Source organism: Desulfogranum aggregans (assembly GCF_055398265.1).
Window position 1 is genome coordinate 3,070,902 of sequence record NZ_AP042447.1, and the last position, 16,569, is coordinate 3,087,470.

16 protein-coding genes and 1 pseudogene are annotated in these 16,569 nt (G+C 49.0%); 10 read left to right on the top strand and 7 right to left on the bottom strand.

The features are described 5' to 3' along the window. Positions 1-7 precede the first annotated feature (7 nt). Positions 8-244, bottom strand: a pseudogene (locus ACZ52Z_RS13515) (HPP family protein); the annotation flags it as partial. A 342-nt stretch (positions 245-586) separates the two neighbouring features. Here ACZ52Z_RS13515 and ACZ52Z_RS13520 point away from each other — a divergent pair. From ACZ52Z_RS13520 to ACZ52Z_RS13535, 4 genes are read left to right on the top strand one after another with little or no spacing between them, the layout of a single operon-like run. Then, positions 587-1,816, top strand: a complete 1,230-nt coding sequence (locus ACZ52Z_RS13520) for an ABC transporter substrate-binding protein (RefSeq protein WP_464267306.1) — start codon at positions 587-589, stop codon at positions 1,814-1,816. Then, positions 1,813-2,505, top strand: a complete 693-nt coding sequence (locus ACZ52Z_RS13525; protein WP_464267307.1) for a GTP-binding protein — start codon at positions 1,813-1,815, stop codon at positions 2,503-2,505. Before ACZ52Z_RS13520 ends, ACZ52Z_RS13525 begins: the two co-directional genes overlap by 4 nt. Before the next feature lie 43 nt (positions 2,506-2,548). Beyond that, positions 2,549-3,550, top strand: a complete 1,002-nt coding sequence (locus ACZ52Z_RS13530) for an ATP-binding cassette domain-containing protein (protein WP_464270795.1) — start codon at positions 2,549-2,551, stop codon at positions 3,548-3,550. Positions 3,551-3,577: 27 nt separating this feature from the next. Continuing rightward, positions 3,578-3,820, top strand: a complete 243-nt coding sequence (locus ACZ52Z_RS13535) for a hypothetical protein (RefSeq protein ID WP_464267308.1) — start codon at positions 3,578-3,580, stop codon at positions 3,818-3,820. A gap of 200 nt (positions 3,821-4,020) precedes the next feature. On the opposite strand, the gene ACZ52Z_RS13540 is transcribed toward ACZ52Z_RS13535, so the two are convergent. Together ACZ52Z_RS13540 and ACZ52Z_RS13545 are read right to left on the bottom strand one after the other, a co-directional pair. Further along, a complete protein-coding gene (locus tag ACZ52Z_RS13540) occupies positions 4,021-4,275 on the bottom strand; it encodes a hypothetical protein (RefSeq protein WP_464267309.1) in 255 nt (84 codons plus the stop codon). Continuing rightward, positions 4,265-5,239 (bottom strand): TAXI family TRAP transporter solute-binding subunit, encoded by a 975-nt coding sequence (locus ACZ52Z_RS13545; protein ID WP_464267310.1) that lies wholly within the window; start codon positions 5,237-5,239, stop codon positions 4,265-4,267. Before ACZ52Z_RS13545 ends, ACZ52Z_RS13540 begins: the two co-directional genes overlap by 11 nt. A gap of 287 nt (positions 5,240-5,526) precedes the next feature. Between ACZ52Z_RS13545 and ACZ52Z_RS13550 the strand changes: the two genes are divergently transcribed. Together ACZ52Z_RS13550 and ACZ52Z_RS13555 are read left to right on the top strand one after the other, a co-directional pair. Further along, on the top strand, positions 5,527-6,207 hold the full coding sequence (locus tag ACZ52Z_RS13550; RefSeq protein ID WP_464267311.1) for a hypothetical protein: 681 nt from the start codon (positions 5,527-5,529) through the stop codon (positions 6,205-6,207). 504 nt (positions 6,208-6,711) lie between these two features. After that, positions 6,712-7,266: a class I SAM-dependent methyltransferase gene (locus ACZ52Z_RS13555; protein WP_464267312.1), complete on the top strand. Its 555-nt coding sequence runs from the start codon at positions 6,712-6,714 to the stop codon at positions 7,264-7,266. A 422-nt stretch (positions 7,267-7,688) separates the two neighbouring features. On the opposite strand, the gene ACZ52Z_RS13560 is transcribed toward ACZ52Z_RS13555, so the two are convergent. Further along, on the bottom strand, positions 7,689-9,251 hold the full coding sequence (locus tag ACZ52Z_RS13560; RefSeq protein WP_464267313.1) for a sigma-54 interaction domain-containing protein: 1,563 nt from the start codon (positions 9,249-9,251) through the stop codon (positions 7,689-7,691). A gap of 460 nt (positions 9,252-9,711) precedes the next feature. Here ACZ52Z_RS13560 and ACZ52Z_RS13565 point away from each other — a divergent pair, with 460 nt between their 5' ends. The 3 genes from ACZ52Z_RS13565 to ACZ52Z_RS13575 are packed head-to-tail and all read left to right on the top strand — an operon-like array spanning position 9,712 to position 14,398. After that, positions 9,712-10,011, top strand: coding sequence for a hypothetical protein (locus tag ACZ52Z_RS13565; RefSeq protein WP_464267314.1), 300 nt, complete (start codon positions 9,712-9,714; stop codon positions 10,009-10,011). A gap of 38 nt (positions 10,012-10,049) precedes the next feature. Beyond that, positions 10,050-11,237 carry an efflux RND transporter periplasmic adaptor subunit gene (locus ACZ52Z_RS13570; RefSeq protein ID WP_464267315.1) on the top strand — a complete coding sequence of 396 codons (1,188 nt, stop codon included), beginning with the start codon at positions 10,050-10,052 and terminating at the stop codon, positions 11,235-11,237. Between the two features lie 2 nt (positions 11,238-11,239). After that, the gene (locus tag ACZ52Z_RS13575) at positions 11,240-14,398 is read left to right on the top strand and encodes an efflux RND transporter permease subunit (protein ID WP_464267316.1); all 3,159 of its coding nucleotides are present in this window, start codon (positions 11,240-11,242) and stop codon (positions 14,396-14,398) included. A 268-nt stretch (positions 14,399-14,666) separates the two neighbouring features. On the opposite strand, the gene ACZ52Z_RS13580 is transcribed toward ACZ52Z_RS13575, so the two are convergent. Together ACZ52Z_RS13580 and ACZ52Z_RS13585 are read right to left on the bottom strand one after the other, a co-directional pair. After that, the gene (locus ACZ52Z_RS13580; protein ID WP_464267317.1) at positions 14,667-14,879 is read right to left on the bottom strand and encodes a hypothetical protein; all 213 of its coding nucleotides are present in this window, start codon (positions 14,877-14,879) and stop codon (positions 14,667-14,669) included. Between the two features lie 72 nt (positions 14,880-14,951). Further along, positions 14,952-15,176 carry a hypothetical protein gene (locus ACZ52Z_RS13585; protein WP_464267318.1) on the bottom strand — a complete coding sequence of 75 codons (225 nt, stop codon included), beginning with the start codon at positions 15,174-15,176 and terminating at the stop codon, positions 14,952-14,954. A gap of 239 nt (positions 15,177-15,415) precedes the next feature. Between ACZ52Z_RS13585 and ACZ52Z_RS13590 the strand changes: the two genes are divergently transcribed. After that, positions 15,416-15,670, top strand: a complete 255-nt coding sequence (locus ACZ52Z_RS13590; protein ID WP_464267319.1) for a hypothetical protein — start codon at positions 15,416-15,418, stop codon at positions 15,668-15,670. 144 nt (positions 15,671-15,814) lie between these two features. On the opposite strand, the gene ACZ52Z_RS13595 is transcribed toward ACZ52Z_RS13590, so the two are convergent. Further along, a complete protein-coding gene (locus ACZ52Z_RS13595; protein WP_464267320.1) occupies positions 15,815-16,474 on the bottom strand; it encodes an LON peptidase substrate-binding domain-containing protein in 660 nt (219 codons plus the stop codon). Positions 16,475-16,569: the final 95 nt, after the last annotated feature.

The following is a 16,569-nucleotide window of genomic DNA, read 5'->3' on the forward strand; positions in this document are numbered from 1 at the left end:
CGTCTCTCTAGAGCCAAAACTCTGGATAGCTTCTGTTGCTTTGAATATTATTGATGAGTACCGCAATAACCAACATAAGTAACGCCCCGATGCCCACTGGCAATATGACATAAAGATATCCTAAATCATCTATTTTCGTTGATCCGATAACCGCAATCAAAGCGGTAGCACCACCAGGTGGATGAAGTGTCTTTGTCCCATGCATTACCGCTATTGCCGTTGCCACGGATACAGAATAGGCGATCCCTGTTCGTCAGGCCGGCGTTTTTCCTTCGCCCCGCTTCAACTTCACCTCAGCGTCCAATCTCTTGCTGAGTTCTCCTTGATCCAGATCAAGTATGAATCCCTTCCGAGCAATGCTGACATAGCCCTGCATTTGTACTCACCAATACATCCTTGCTTTTTTTGCGCTCTTTTGACGTGGATCAATTTCAAATTCATCAGCCGCTGTATAGTGGAGCCATGCATTACAGCTGGACGAAGTGATCGCCTCCTCAACAGGAGCCAGAGTATTTGCACTCTCCTTCGACTGTGTTGAAAATCGCTTGTAACAGCTGGTACCAGCCAATCATTTGTGGAGTAAACAATGGCAGAAAAATTTCAGATCACCGACACCCTGTACTCGATTGCAGAGCGATATCCGGAAACGATTGCAGTTTTCGCGACCAACGGTTTCCCGCAGATGGAAGATGAGGCCCAGCGAGAAGTCTTCGGTAAAATGATAACCTTTGAAACTGCGCTGCAGATGAAAAATCGCAATCCGAAAACTTTCATGGCCCTTCTGGACGAAGTGATTGACTCGGAACGAAACACCTCCGATGCTACGCTTGCCCGAGACGGTGAAAAGGACCAGAAAGGATTGAACGTCGTCGGTTTACTCCCATGCCCTGTCCGAATCCCACTTTTGGAGCAGTACGCCACCTTTGTGGAAGAGACAGGGTTGAGCGGCGTGAATACGGAGCTCAAGGCTGCCAGCGTGGGTATCGACTGGGTTGCTGAAAACCTGGAAGGGGTAACCGGCCCGGAACAACTGCCTGATCTTTTTATGTCAGCAGGTTTTGACCTCTTTTTTGATGCCAAGAAGATCGGTCGTTTTCGTCAGCAGGGCGTGTTTACCGACCTGGTGAATTATGATCAGAACAACTCCCTGTTCAAGGGACGTGGTCTCCAGGATCCCTCCCATAACTACTCGATAATTTCGGTTGTGCTTGCCGTCTTCCTGGTCAATACCAATGAGCTGCATGGGAGGGAAATTCCACGTTCGTGGGAAGATATTCTCAAGCCGGAATGGGAACAATCCGTCTCTCTACCAGTCTCTGACTTTGACCTGTTCAATGCGATCCTGCTCAACATCCATGATCGATATGGCGATGAGGGGGTTGAAAAACTTGGACGATCCATGCTGCAGGCGATGCACCCGGCGCAAATGATAAAGAGTAACCGACTCAAGCAGCAACGGCCAGCAGTTACCATCATGCCTTATTTTTTCACCAAGACGGTGCAACCTGGCGGCACCATGAAAGCGATCTGGCCTGAAGACGGCGCAATCGTAAGCCCTATTTTCATGCTTGCCAAGAAGAAGCGGGCCAAAGAGCTGCAGCCAGTGGTCGACTTCTTCGCCTCCAAATCTGTGGGGGAAACCTTATCGCACCAAGGCCTCTTCCCCTCACTCCATCCCGAGGTGGACAACAAGCTTGCCGATATCACTCCCATGATGTGGCTCGGCTGGGACAAGATCTTGCGGACCGACCTCTCCAGGGAGATAGCGCGTTGTGAAGAACTGTTTTCAGCTTCCTTCAAAGGAGGTCTCGCATGAACCTGGTAACAGTATCCGGCCCGCCTTCGTCAGGAAAAACTGCTGTTATCCTGAAAACGGCTGACGCGTTGAAAAAAAAAGGTGTCAAGGTCGGGGTAGTCAAATTCGACTGCCTGACCACCGACGATGACCTGCTGTATGTAAAGGCAGGTATACCTGTACGAAAAGGACTTTCAGGTGCTTTATGCCCGGACCATTACTTTGTGTCCAACATTGAAGAGGTAACCCAGTGGGGACTGACGCAAGGCTTCGACCTGTTATTCAGTGAATCTGCAGGCCTGTGCAATCGCTGTTCACCCTACATAAAAGAAATCGGGGCGGTCTGCGTCATCGATAACCTCAGCGGCATCAACACGCCGAAAAAGATCGGTCCGATGCTGAAAAGTGCGGATGTCGTCGTTATCACTAAGGGAGACATTGTTTCCCAGGCTGAACGTGAAGTATTTGCCAGCCGAGTCAATTCGGTCAACCCAAAGGCAACAATCCTGCATGTCAACGGCCTCACCGGTCAAGGGGCTTTTGAGCTGGGAACGCTTATCTATGATGAGGCGGATCACGTAGACACCGTAAAAGGGAAACAACTCCGTTTCCCCATGCCGTCCGCGCTCTGCTCCTATTGCCTTGGTGAGACACGGATTGGAGATGAATACCAGATGGGTAACGTACGCAAGATCAACCTGAACACCTGATACCAAATAAAGGTGAGTAACTGTGAACCAGATACACCAAGAAATTGAGGCATTGAGGATTAAAGACCTGTTCGGACGCTATCCGTTCCTGAACGGATACCTTGCCGGCCAGGGTTTGCACCTGTCCGGAGACGAGACCATAACCATACCGGCCTTGCTCGCCGGCCTCGACCCCGATGAAGTGGAAGACAAGGCAATTGATCCGCAGGCTGTCACCGCCGGCCTGGTCAGCTACATCGAGCAGATGCTGCAATTTTTAGGCGGAGAAGCGGATCGCTCAGTATCTGAGGTGACGCTCTATCCGGGTACCGACAAAAGCGGTACGCCAGAGCAGTTTGCGCAACTCACCTTCAAGCGCGGTGAGATCGTCTGCATTGTCGGGCCCACCGGATCTGGCAAAAGCCGGCTGCTGGCAGATATTGAGTGGATGGCACAAAAAGATACACCAACCGGCAGACAGGTACTGGTGAATGGCAATGAACCGGACCCGAAATGGCGCTTCAGCTCCTCGGACAAACTCGTTGCCCAGCTCTCCCAGAACATGAATTTTGTAATGGACCTCACGGTCGAAGAGTTTGTCCGGCTTCATGCAGACAGTCGCATGGTGAATAATGCGGACAAGGTTGTAAAAAACATCATACATGAGGCCAATGAGCTGGCCGGTGAACAGTTTACACCAGACACCGCCATCACCTCCCTTTCCGGCGGCCAGTCCCGCGCGCTCATGATTGCCGACACCGCCATCCTCAGCAGGTCTCCCATCGTTCTGATTGATGAGATAGAGAATGCAGGTATCGATCGTAAAAAAGCACTGCGACTACTGCTCAACGAAGACAAAATCGTCCTTATGGCCACACACGACCCCATGCTCGCGCTCATGGGAGACAGGCGTATCGTCATAAAAAACGGCGGCATTCACAAAGTTATCGATACCGATGACCGTGAACGGGCCATTTTATCGAATATTGAAGCCCTGGACCGCAAGGTGCAGTCCATGCGCCAGATGCTCAGACAGGGTGAGTCCCTGGAACATTTTTCTTTTTAACACTGATATTTTTCACCGGAGAACAACATGCACGACGGATGCAGCGGAAATTTTGAGAACGGACAGCAGGTAGTTGACAAGGTACGAATGATGGGCTTTGCAGAACAACCGACACCGGTACCGCTTTTGATAACCTGCGGTACATGCGAGCACCCTTTTGAGATGGAGACCTATGAGGCACACTGCCCCCAATGCGGCGGTGTACATGCGGTCACGCCCTGTCACGCCTTTGATCCCGCCAATGTCTCTTCTGCCGGGGTTGGCTATTGATCTGGATGGCTGGTAGTATCGGCAGGGGCCTCAGGAAAACGTAAACAGCCCACCAAGCCAACTGTGAACCAGAGCCATAAAATTGCTCAAGACAACAGGGAGAGTAGTAAATGATCATTTTCACTTGGGTGCCATTATTCATAAGCTCTCTTTTGATGGCTGCTCACCTGTATCGTTACGGGTTGACCTACCTCGCAGGCTCATGCCTTCTTCTGTTGCTCCTGCTGCTCATGAAAAAGCCCTGGATACCGCGGTTGTTGACTGTTGTTCTGCTCGTGTACGCCACCGAGTGGCTTCGAACGCTCACTGTCTATTTCCAACTCTATGCAGCTAATGGACAGCCAGTCACCCGCCTGACAATCATTCTGGGCACGGTAGTGGTGGTAACGCTCCTGTCGGCACTGGTCTTCAGAACCAAAACAATGAGGCAACGCTACACTTCTGTCACTCGGCACTCGATATATCCTCCAACAGACCTATCTCTCGGAGGTAGCGTCGGACCCCTGGGTGAATGCGATCCACCTCACCGGCTGCCTGTAATGTGTTTTCCGGTAAGGTATCCCTCCCCTGAACCAAACGGGCAGCCAGCTTTGGCTGTCCCTGGTGGATCGCTTTTGCCAAGCGATAGGCCAGCTCATCGGAGAGATCCGCGCGGGCCAGCAAGAAGCTGAAGGAACCGATAGTGTGTAGAGGCTCCACTTGCCCAGGGTATGATTGCGCCGGTATTATCAGAGGGTGCAAAAAGGGATATTTCGTATTGATAGTGGTGATCTGCTCAGCACTGAGCCCCACAAGTCGGCCGCCAGCCTCCATAATTCTGGTAAAATTAGGCCAACCAACGCCCCCACCCCATTGCGCTGCAACCTCACCATTGAGAACCATGGGCGCACCATGCCCGGCGCGTTCCAGATAAACAGCTTGAAAATCTTTTTCTCTATCAAGTGTTAGCGCCTCAGTCACATATTGAGCAAGCAAGGTCAAACCCGATGACCTGGTTCCCCAGGCGACCTTTTTTCCTATAAGGTCAGAAAAAGTCCTCGCCGGACTGTCACCTTTAACAGCGAACGCACCAAAAGTGGGATAGATGGCTGTTATTATCTTAATCGAGGTAACCGTGTCACGGTTAATGCCCTCAAAAGCTTCTCGGGCCGGAAGGCTTGCAACTAATCCGATATCCAATGTTCCTTGCTCCAGCAGAGGAATATTCTGACGACTGCCGCGGGTATTTCGAGCCAAAATATTGAGTGTCGTATCCGTTGCATTAACAACCTCAGCAAGCACGCTGCCATAGAGCTCAAACCCTCCACCAGGGGTGGCAGTTCCCAGGAGAATGGGGGTACGCTCCGCTGCATTAACAGGAGCCAACCCTATGCCAAGGACGATGACGAGCAATACGCTCAATAAAGACATCTTTTGCATACAGAACCTCGATGATTAATTTTCGCCAATGCACATCCACAGCTGCCCCACAAACTTTACTGGAGAGTTTCAGGGACAAAAAAAGAGACTTGTCGCCAGTTACCCTTTACACGAAAAATATTCATCATGCTCAATGGGTAAAGAGGCTACAAAGAATAGTCGAAAAAAGTATTGATTTTTCAATTACTTTACCAGATCAAGTCCTTTACAATTCTTCTTCTTTTGTGTTTATATAACTGAATGTATTTGTACGCTATTCTCTTTTTGGCGGATATGGGGCAGGAAGTATGACTTTTCGGTTTGTTTTTCTCTTTGTTCTCTCATTAAATGTATTTGCTATTAGTGCGGGGATTATCATCTACAGCTTTTCCGGTATAGACATTTTCTCTGAAGACGGCATCATTACCAAACTGTCTGTTATTCAATTAGTGGTGATCGCCTGGTTATCTTGCAATATATTCAATACCCGTCGAATAAAGGGAAAGTATTCTCTCTGGAAGAACTCTGCTGTTGTCTGGCTGATTATTTCGATTGGATATCTTTTTCTAGCAGCTGACGATCTATTTTTGATCCATGAAAATATCGACATCCTCATCCATCAACTCTTCAACATACAAGAGACAGCCCTTTCCGATCGAATTGACGATTTTCTCGTATGCTTATACGGGATGATAGGCATAGGAGTACTTTTTTCTTTTCGAGATGAACTCAAAAGTTACAAAGAAGCTTATCCATTTTTTATTTTCGGCTTTGTTATTTTTTTTATTATGGTCCTGGTCGACATGCTCATCAACAGAAATGACATTCTTCCTCTTATCTTTCACCATGAGCACGCCAAAACTCTCGATCTCTGGATGACTTTCGCCGAAGACTCCCTAAAAGTATTTGCCGAAGCTTTTTTTATTATCGGATTTTTTACCATTTTACAGAAAGCAAAAAGATGTATTGAGGCAGAGCCAGCTGGGTAGCATGAACGAATTCAAAGAGGCTATCAGTGGATCTATGGTCTCGCTCGCCCCTCTCTGCCCTATCACCCAAATTGCCATCAATTTTGCTACGTTACCCTTTCATGAGCCATGCTAGACTATGGCAGGCAGCCATCCCAGAACAACTTGTGCCTTATCCAACACTGATGAAGATTCTCCCGTAAAGAAATACCTGAATCAGTGACGACTCTGAGCCTGATTTTTATTATCTCTTTGTTGGTAAGAGATAATACTGCAATTAAATGAACAGCTCAGGCTCACCAAGGCGCCCTTCGGGGGGCCCAACAACGGCACATTTGCTGTGTTGACAACGCATTGATATACTACAGTATTATCAATTACGTTACCGCCTTGCATCTGCACCTTTGTTGAACGCTCACTGATTCAGGAAATAGAAAAAAAATACTTCCCTCCAATCAAATGGACATAAAAAACCACTGGGAATCAATCTACGCAAAAAAACCGCCACAGAGTTTAGGGTGGTACATGCCCCATTTACACACTGCATTGGCTTGGGTGAACGACCTTGCTCTGCACAAGCAGGATCACATTATTGATGTAGGCTGCGGTGTTTCAACGCTCATCGATGACCTGATACAACAGGGGTATCAATCGCTTACAGGGCTTGATTTAGCTGACAATGCAGTGAATCTTATGCAAGAGAGGTTAGCTGATGCCGCTGAATCCATCTGTTGGGTTAGAGGTGACGTCACCCAGGTAGACCTGCGCCGCCAGCACTATTCCCTTTGGCACGATCGAGCTGCTTTCCATTTTCTTACCGATGAAAAGCAGCAATCCCGATACGTTGATTCACTTTCAGGGGCATTGAAAACTGGAGGGCATGCTATCTTTGCTGTTTTTTCCACAACAGCTCCGCCTGTCTGCAGTGGGATGCGGGTGCAGCGCTATACATCAAAAACACTGTCCACCGTGTTGGGCCCCGATTTTGATTTGATAAAAAATAAAAAAGAGGTGCATGTTACCCCTGGTGGAGCACAGCAGGTGTACCTATACTGCCTGTTCAGGAAGCATGGCGGCTGAGGGATTCTTGCTTCTGTCCCACTGGGGGATGCATTCTCCCCAAAAATAATATTCCCTGGGTACCAAGAAATACAAGGGCCTTACGATAGCCACCTGCGGCAACCTGTGCCAAGGATTGCTGCAGACTGGGCATACCAGGCGTTGCAGTGGATAGCTTCTAGGCATATTTTGCCTTATTTGTCCTTCCATAAGCAGCACAAAAAATGGCTAGGGCTTCCTGATTGGAGTTTGGGGGGCCGCATTTTGCGACCTCTACCTATCCATTTTGACGCATGCAGTTATTGCAGCGTACATATTGGTATTTTTATCGTGCTCACTTGTCTACTGAAACACGAAGGTGTTGCTGTGAAGTGGTCCAGTAAAAATGGACACTTTTCTGAAGCTGTTTAATCAAGAACAGTCATTTTCTCGAACACAACCTCTTACTTACGCGTTGTTGCAAGTATCCCCAGCTTGATCATGCGATTCCTGAGCGTACTGGGAGCCATACCAAGTAGTTCCGCTGCCCCGCCAGCGCCTGCAACTTGTCCTTGAGTGAGTGTAAGTACCGACTCGATGTGGTGTTTCATTGCCTCATTCATATTTAACACCCCAGGGGCAGCGCTCTCCTTGACCACATCTTTCTCCATTTCGTTGACCAAAGGGGATAAGTTCAATTCATCAAAGCGTAAAGAGGCACTTTCCTCTGAAATGGCGCTGCGGATAAGTGCTCTTTCCACTACATTTTCCAACTCTCGGACATTCCCTGGCCAATGATAGGCCTGCAGGGCTTCTATGCCGCCCGGCGCCACTGTTCGTTCGGCATAGAGATTCATTTCTTTTTTCTTTCTCTCGATAAAAAAACTTACCAGAGAAGGGATATCCATCAGCCTATGACGAAGAGGTGGAATGGTGATAGGAAAGACATTGAGCCGGAACAAGAGATCCTCCCTGAAGGTTCCCTTGCGAACCATTTCAGGCAAATCTCTGTGGGTTGCGGCAATAACCCGTATATCGACAGAAACAGGCTCACTGTTTCCAACCCGTTCAATCTCATGTGCCTGCAGCACCCGCAGCAAGCGAACCTGGGCTTCAAGCGGTAGTTCACCGATTTCATCAAGAAAGATTGTGCCACCATGGGCCCGTTCAAAGCGACCGCGTTTTTGCTGCAATGCGCCTGTAAAGGCACCTTTTTCGTGGCCAAACAGTTCACTGTCGATAAGTGCTTCTGGTATTGCCCCGCAGTTGACTTTAATAAACGGCCCGCTTGCTCTTGACGAAGAATGGTGGATGGCGTTGGCAATAAGCTCCTTGCCCACACCTGTTTCGCCCAGCAACAGTACCTGACTGGAAAGCGGCGCGACCTGGCGCACCATCTCCATCACATCACGCAGCCCAAAGTCCTGGCCGATAACCTCATCTCCTGCGATTTTGTGTATCTGCCGGTTGAGGTAGCGGTTATCATCTGCCAGCATTTCCTTGAGGCGTTGGATTTCCTTGAATTGGAGACCATTGGCCAGGGCAACCGCCAGGGGAGCGGTTAGTTTAGTGACCAGTTTGAGGTCATCCTTCTTATATCGGTCATACCCTCGAGCGAAGAGAACGATGCCGCCAAGTTCCTCGTCACCGACGCAGAGCCGGCAGTAAAGATGTGAAGATTCTTTTTTGCCCATGGTTTCCCAAAAAATTTTTGCTACAGGGTCTTCATGAGGCCTGTTGAAGATGATGCCGGTTTTATCAAATTCCTCTTCATGCTCTTGAATGTAGGCAATGGCTTCCGGTGGGAGCTTAAAGCGAAATTTATCAATTTTAAATTCTGGAACATTGGCCACGGAGATGTCTTCTACAATATATTCCTCTTCATCATAGACCTGCATGACTATCGCATCTGCAGGAATAACCTCCCGGATAAACATGAGAAAGTCAGACAACATGGCCTGGAGATCCAGGTTGCCGCAAATGCGCATGGTTGCCTGATAGAAAAAATCATCGCCTACAAAACCCATATTTCCCACCCTTGATTAGAACTGCATACATCTTGCTGCCAGCACCACCAGCATAACACCGTATTTGGTTTCCTCCATCAAAAAAACCAAATACGGTGGCGACAAAACACCATATTTGGTTTCAGGCTGGTTATTCGAAAAATATCTCATGTGAAATCAGGCTAGTACATATTGGCATAGATTTAGCAATGTCTCAGTGCATGTATATTACAAAACTGGAGATTAGAGTTTCAGAAAGCGAATTGCCTGGAGGCGAAGGGAACTGATTTTTTTTCCCAGCTTTTTATCCGGGAGACAGATTGAATTTTTCTTTTTTCTTTAATGTATAGGCATTGTGTTACAAGGCTGATGCTGTGAAATCATTCTGTCCCCGTTTTCAAACAAGAAAAATAAAATCAGTCCACTGACTCTTTAAGAAATCCTGAAACTCTAATCTCCAGTTACAAAAGAGAAAAAAATCATGAATACAGCAAACGATGATTTTATTGAAATTATAACCGTACGCCTCAATGCCTGCGGCGATACCCAGACCTTTCAGGCCGTTTTGCAGGAGTTGGCCAAAGCCTCTACAGATGAGTCAGGGCCTGTATCTGTCAAGCTCTACCAAAGTGAGCAGGTGGAGAATGACTGGGCGATTCACCTTCGCTACCCGGCTGCTGCACAGGGCGGCAAATCGCCTCTTGGTACCAACTTAGCTGATGTGCTCCACTCCATTGGGTTGGTACAGCATAAATTATGGAAATCACAATCACTCAATTAACTTCAGAACGGATAGCACTCAAAAGGAATCAACGACCAATGCAAAAGACAATCATCACGAGATATTCGGTTGTCCTTGCATGCTGTGCAGCATTACTGTTGTCATCATGCAAAGAAAAGACCCCACAGGCAACGGGACCACGCGGACCCGTTGAAGTGGAAGTTACCACGGTACAAACGCAACCCGTACGGCTTGAAACAGAGCTGCCCGGAAGAACAGCCGCCCATCGGGTTGCCGAAGTTCGTCCCCAGGTGAGCGGCATCATCAAGCAGCGGGCTTTTAAGGAAGGAAGCGAAGTGGAAGCCGGTCAGTTGCTGTACCAGATCGACCCAGCCACCTACCAGGCTCAGTACGACAGTGCCAAGGCTGCTTTGGCAAGGGCTGAAGCTATAGAATATTCTGCTAGGCTGAAAGCCGAACGGTATCAATTGCTGGTCAAGAGGAAGGCTGTGAGTGAGCAGGAGCAGGTGGAAAAGGAGGCGAGCTGGAAAGAGGCGCTGGCCAATGTTGCCGCTGCAAAAGCGAACTTAAGCAGCGCTAAAATCAATCTGGATTACACCCGTATCACCGCACCGATCAGCGGCATTATCGGCAAATCATTTATCACCGAGGGAGCTCTGGTCTCTGCCCAGCAGAGCAATGCTCTGGCGATCATTCAGCAGATCGACCCCTTGTATGTGGATGTTACCCAGTCCAGTACTGAAATCCTTCGCCTGAAAAAGCAATTTTACGCTGTAAATAATGACGACCAAAAAACGCAAATGCCTGACGTACGTATCCTGCTGGAAGACGGCTCGGAATATGCCCACAAGGGGAAGCTGGAATTCTCTGACGTCACTGTTGACCAGTCAACCGGTACCGTCACCCTGAGAACCATTATTGCCAACCCGGACAGAGACCTTCTTCCAGGGATGTTTGTGCGGGCCAAGCTAGCCAACAGGGAGCAGGACCTGATCATGATTCCTACTGCGAGCCTTGCCAGAAACCAGAAAGGCAACCCGTATGTGATGGTGATCAACAACGAGTCAAAAGTTGAAGCAAAGATCCTGGTTACAGGTCGTGACATTGGCAAAAGCACCGTGGTGTTTGATGGTTTGGCTGTTGGAGACACCCTGGTAACCGCGGGTCTGCAAAATATCCGACCAGGTATGGAGGTCACTACAGTGCAAAAGGTTGATGATTCCCTGAACACTACCGCGATCAGCCTGGCAACCAGGGGAGAGTAACCATGGCAGCATTTTTTATAGAACGCCCGATTTTTGCCTGGGTTATTGCAATCGTCATCATGCTGGCAGGAGCGCTCTCAATTGTAAACCTGCCCATTGCCCAGTATCCTGAAGTGGCTCCGCCGCAGGTCACCATCACCGCCACCTATCCCGGTGCCTCTGCCAAAATCATCGAAGATTCAGTAACCCAGGTGATTGAGCAGAACATGAACGGGATTGATAACCTGCTCTACATGAGCTCAAACAGTTCGTCATCAGGACGGGCGAGCATCACCCTTACCTTTGAGGCGGGAACCGACCCGGATATTGCTCAGGTCCAGGTACAGAACAAGCTGAACCAGGTGACCAACCAGATCCCTCAGGCCGTTACGGAGCAGGGGCTCAGGGTGGAGAAGGCGAGTTCAACCATGTTGATGGTCGTGGGCTTGATCTCCAGTGACGGCTCCATGGATAAAAACGATCTCTCGGATTTCATGGTATCGACCTTGAAAGACCCTTTAAGCAGAACCGAAGGGGTTGGTTCCATCCAAGTATTCGGTTCTCAATATGCCATGCGGATCTGGCTTGATCCCCATAAGCTCAACAGCTATGGGTTAACTCCCTCTGACGTTGTGAACGCCATCCAGTTTCAGAACAACCAGGTAACCGTGGGGACCCTTGGCAATGCCCCCTCAGTAGAGGGGCTGCAGATTACCGCCTCCATGATGGCCCAGACCATGTTCTCCACTCCGGAACAGTTTGAGAACATCATGCTCAAAGTCAACACCGACGGCTCCCAGATCCGCCTTCGCGATGTGGCACGGGTAGAAGTGGGGGGCGAAAATTATTCCACCATTCCACGCTATAATGGAGTCCCGGCCTCCGGTATCGGTATTATGCTGGCAACCGGCGCCAATGCGCTGGATACTGCAGCGGCAGTCAAGGCCAAGCTTGCAGAGTTACAACCTTACTTCCCTACCGGAGTTGAGGTGGTCTACCCTTACGACACCACCCAATTTATCGAAATTTCCATTGAAGAGGTTGTCCATACCCTGATTGAGGCGATTATCCTGGTTTTTCTGGTCATGTTTCTGTTTCTGCAAAACTTCCGGGCAACGCTCATTCCAACCATTGCTGTTCCGGTTGTGCTGTTGGGGACGTTTGGGGTTATGGCCGCATTCGGTTTTTCCATCAACACCCTCACCATGTTTGGCATGGTGCTGGCAATTGGCTTGCTGGTGGACGATGCCATTGTTGTGGTTGAAAACGTCGAACGTATCATGGCTGAAGAGGGATTATCCCCCAAAGAGGCCACCCAGAAATCCATGCAGCAAATTACCGGAGCATTGATCGGTATCGCCCTGGTGCTCTCTGCTGTGTTTGTGCCCATGGCCTTTTTCGGTGGTTCAACCGGTGCCATCTATCGCCAGTTCTCCCTCACCATTGTTACTGCCATGGCCCTCTCGGTACTGGTGGCCATTATCCTTACCCCGGCCCTCTGCGCGACCATGCTTAAACCGGTAAAGGCTGAAGGCCATGCAGCAAAGCGTGGTTTTTTCGGCTGGTTCAACCGGATGTTTGCCAAAAACACCGAACGGTACGGTAACTCCGTGGCTTTTATCCTCAACCGAGGCATCCGATTCGGCCTCATCTACCTCATCCTGATTGGTGGAATGGGGTACTTGTTTACCAAGATTCCCACCTCATTTCTGCCGGAAGAAGACCAGGGCGTTTTCCTGACCATGGTTCAGCTTCCTACAGGGGCCACCCTGGAACGAACCGAGGAAGTTCTGGAAAAGGTGACCAATTATTACCTCCGCGATGAAGGAGAAATGGTTGAATCGGTTTTTGCTGTTTCCGGTTTCAGCTTTGCAGGTCAAGGCCAGAACATGGGGCTCGCCTTTACCAAGCTCAAGGATTGGGATGAACGTAAATCGCCAGCCCTTTCCGTTGATGCACTTATTGGCAGGGCCATGGGGGCGTTCAGCCAGGTGAAAGAAGCAAAAATCTATGCCTTCAACCTGCCAGCGATCATCTCATTAGGTAATGCAACAGGTTTTGACTTCTTTCTCCAGGATCGTGCAGGAGTGGGACATGACAAGCTGATCGAGGCACGCAACATATTCCTTGGTATGGCCAACCAGAATCCGAACCTCTTTGCGGTCCGCCCCAATGGTATGGAAGATACCCCACAGTATAACCTTGACGTTGACTATGAAAAAGCGATGGCACTCGGTGTTTCGGTAAATGACATTAACTCAACCCTTTCCACCTCGTGGGGGTCGTCTTATGTGAACGATTTTCTCCATAACGAGCGAATCAAAAAGGTGTATGTGCAGGCAGAGGCAAAATACAGAATGCAGCCTGAAGATGTATACAGCTGGTATGTCAGAAACAACGAGGGGGACATGGTCCCGTTTTCAAGTTTTACCGATGGTCATTGGGATTATGGTTCTCCACGGCTGGAGCGGTACAACGGTAACCCGGCCGTGGAAATCCTGGGCCAGGCAGCTCCGGGAAAATCCACTGGAGAGGCCATGGCCACCGTTGCCCAGCTTGTTTCCCAGCTCCCTTCAGGGGTAGGTTTTGAGTGGACAGGCACCTCGTTTCAGGAGCAGCAATCCGGAGATCAGGCTCCTGCACTGTACGCGCTTTCCCTACTGGTGGTCTTCCTCTGTCTTGCGGCACTGTATGAAAGTTGGTCTGTACCGTTTTCCGTTCTGATGGCGGTACCCCTTGGCGTACTCGGTGCACTGGCCGCCACCTATTTGCGTGGTCTTGAAAACGACATCTACTTTCAAGTTGGTCTGCTCACCACCATTGGCCTTACCGCCAAGAACGCCATTCTCATTATCGAGTTTGCCAAAGAGGAATTTGATAAGGGCAAATCGCTTTTTGATGCGTCCATAACAGCCTGCAAACTCCGGCTTCGTCCGATATTGATGACCTCGTTTGCCTTTATCCTCGGTGTGCTTCCCCTTGCCATGAGTACAGGTGCAGGAGCCAACGCACGCCATGCGGTGGGAACCGGAGTGATAGGTGGTATGTTCTCTGCCACTGTCCTGGCACTCTTTTTCATCCCGCTCTTTTTTGTGTTCATCATGCGCATGTTCAAGACCCGCAGGGTCGGCAAACCAGTGCTCACACAAGAGACGGTTCAAGAGGTTTCAGCAAATGCATAAGTTGATTCCAGCCATTACCTGAACCTTATTGCAGATCGCGAGGTGCTGAAAATATCAGAGGACACCGGAAGATTAACTTGGGAAGTCCGAATCTTCGCTGCATTTGAAAAAGCTGCTGGCAAGGGGACGACATTGTTACTTGCATCTGATTTATCCTGCCAGTCATCAAATCCAATAAACATTTGGAAATTCAGTAAAATACGGAAACAACCGGTAAGGATTGCTACCTCTTGTCCCTTAAACCTCCTTTGGTATCAATCGATCGGATTTACCTCCTACGCGCATGTTTCTTTTTTTTGTTTAACGGATGCAACGTTTCTTCTGGTTCAAAATCCTTCCCTCTGGCATTTTCCATTCTCTCGAATGATCCTAGCTTTATCTTGGCAAGATTCTCATTGCGGGGTTCATTGCCCAAACCATTCCAATCGACAGGGAGTTTTTTTTGCTTTTGTTGGTCATCGGGTTGATTGGGGTTCTGCATGCACCAATCCTCCTATCGCATTAATCTGTTTTCCTGAATTAGTACGCAGCAGTGATACGAGATGAGTAAATTTCAGTCATCAAAATTCATGTCGCCGACGTAATCGTCTTCCTCATAACTATCGAGCATGCCAAGTTTGACAGGGCTCCTTCTCAGAATCGTATAGTCTGTTCCGCACTCATAGCAGGTAATCTGATCACCTTCGTTGAAATAGTATTCCACAGGTATGTACTCCAGACATATTTCACATCTGCCAAAACGTTCTCTGTCACTCTGGTGTTTATTGAATTTCCCCATGGCGTCCTCCATTTGACTGGATTATCAGATCAACCTACCCGCGCTAAGCAATTAGCACGCCATCTGGCAATATTGTAGACACTTATTCATAGTTATCGGGAATTACGTGTGTAATGGAACACTCCAGGGAGGGCGAGGAGAAGCTGGACTTACACAGGATATTCCGATTTTATAGCGGTCAAAGAAAAACTTCGGCTGGGATTCTTCAAAAAACCAGACTTTGCGCCAATAGTTCCGAATTGCGGCAATTTTTCCGATTTTTAGATCATCAAAAAAGATTTGCGCTTCTGATTGACACCCTGGATGCCATTGACTATCGACGAAACCAGATTGTTGTTCGTGGAGGAAAAGGCGCCAAGGACAGAGTCGTTTACATCAGTAATGATGCGGCAGATGCCTTGGCCCGCTACCTGCGGAGAAGGATTGAGACGAAGGAGTATTTTGAGCGGTGGTTGCTGCTTCGATGGGTAAATTCGACGATAGGAAGAAGCTAAAATTAGCGATTTCCTCCACTTCCTTGACCTTATCAGCACAAAGATTACCCCTCGTTAAGGACAATATGCAGGGCCTCAAGCACCACTAAAACAGGAGAGCAGGGGCTGGTCATCAGGATTACAAGACCGCGGTCTATGAAAACGCTAGTGCGGCTTGTCGCCATGGCTCTGCCGCGTGACGACACAGAGGTTCATCAACCCGCGCATCAGCTCGGCACGCTCATTGAGCCCGATCGTTTCAATAAGGATTTGTTTTTCCTCCGGCTCAAACGGTAGATGGGTGCATAACAGGTTGATAAGTGGCCCATCCGTTAATTTGACAAGATCATCCCAGGAGATTTCCAACCGCCGCGCATTGATATAATTATGCAAGGTCTCAAAAAAATCCTCGCGATTTGTCAATTGCATGTCTTTTTCGTCGTAATCGCCTGCAAACTGGGTCCAATCGGCTATTACCCTGCGATAACCCCTAAATTCATCAATCTCTTCAAATACGCTGAAACGGCATACACCCGTGAGTACCATGATAATCCGTCCATCATCAGATTCGCTGTAGGAGGTGATGCGCCCGGCACTGCCGACGCGTTGCAGTTGCACCGCTTCTTCACCTGTATCCCGAATCGGCTGGATCATACCGATGATGTGGTCGTTCGCCAGCGCATCTTGCACCATGTTGAGATAACGCGGCTCGAAAATGTTGAGCGGCAGCTGGACACCTGGCATGACGACCGCTCCGGCAAGGGGAAATATGGGAATGACGTTGGGTAGGGATTCAAAAGATGGAAAAAAGGGCGAGCGTGACATGTGTGGTGAACCTTCAATTGTTTTTTGGATAAATTATTTTACTCACAATATATACGATTTGCATCGTAGGCAACGACGCTACTCGATGCCACCGT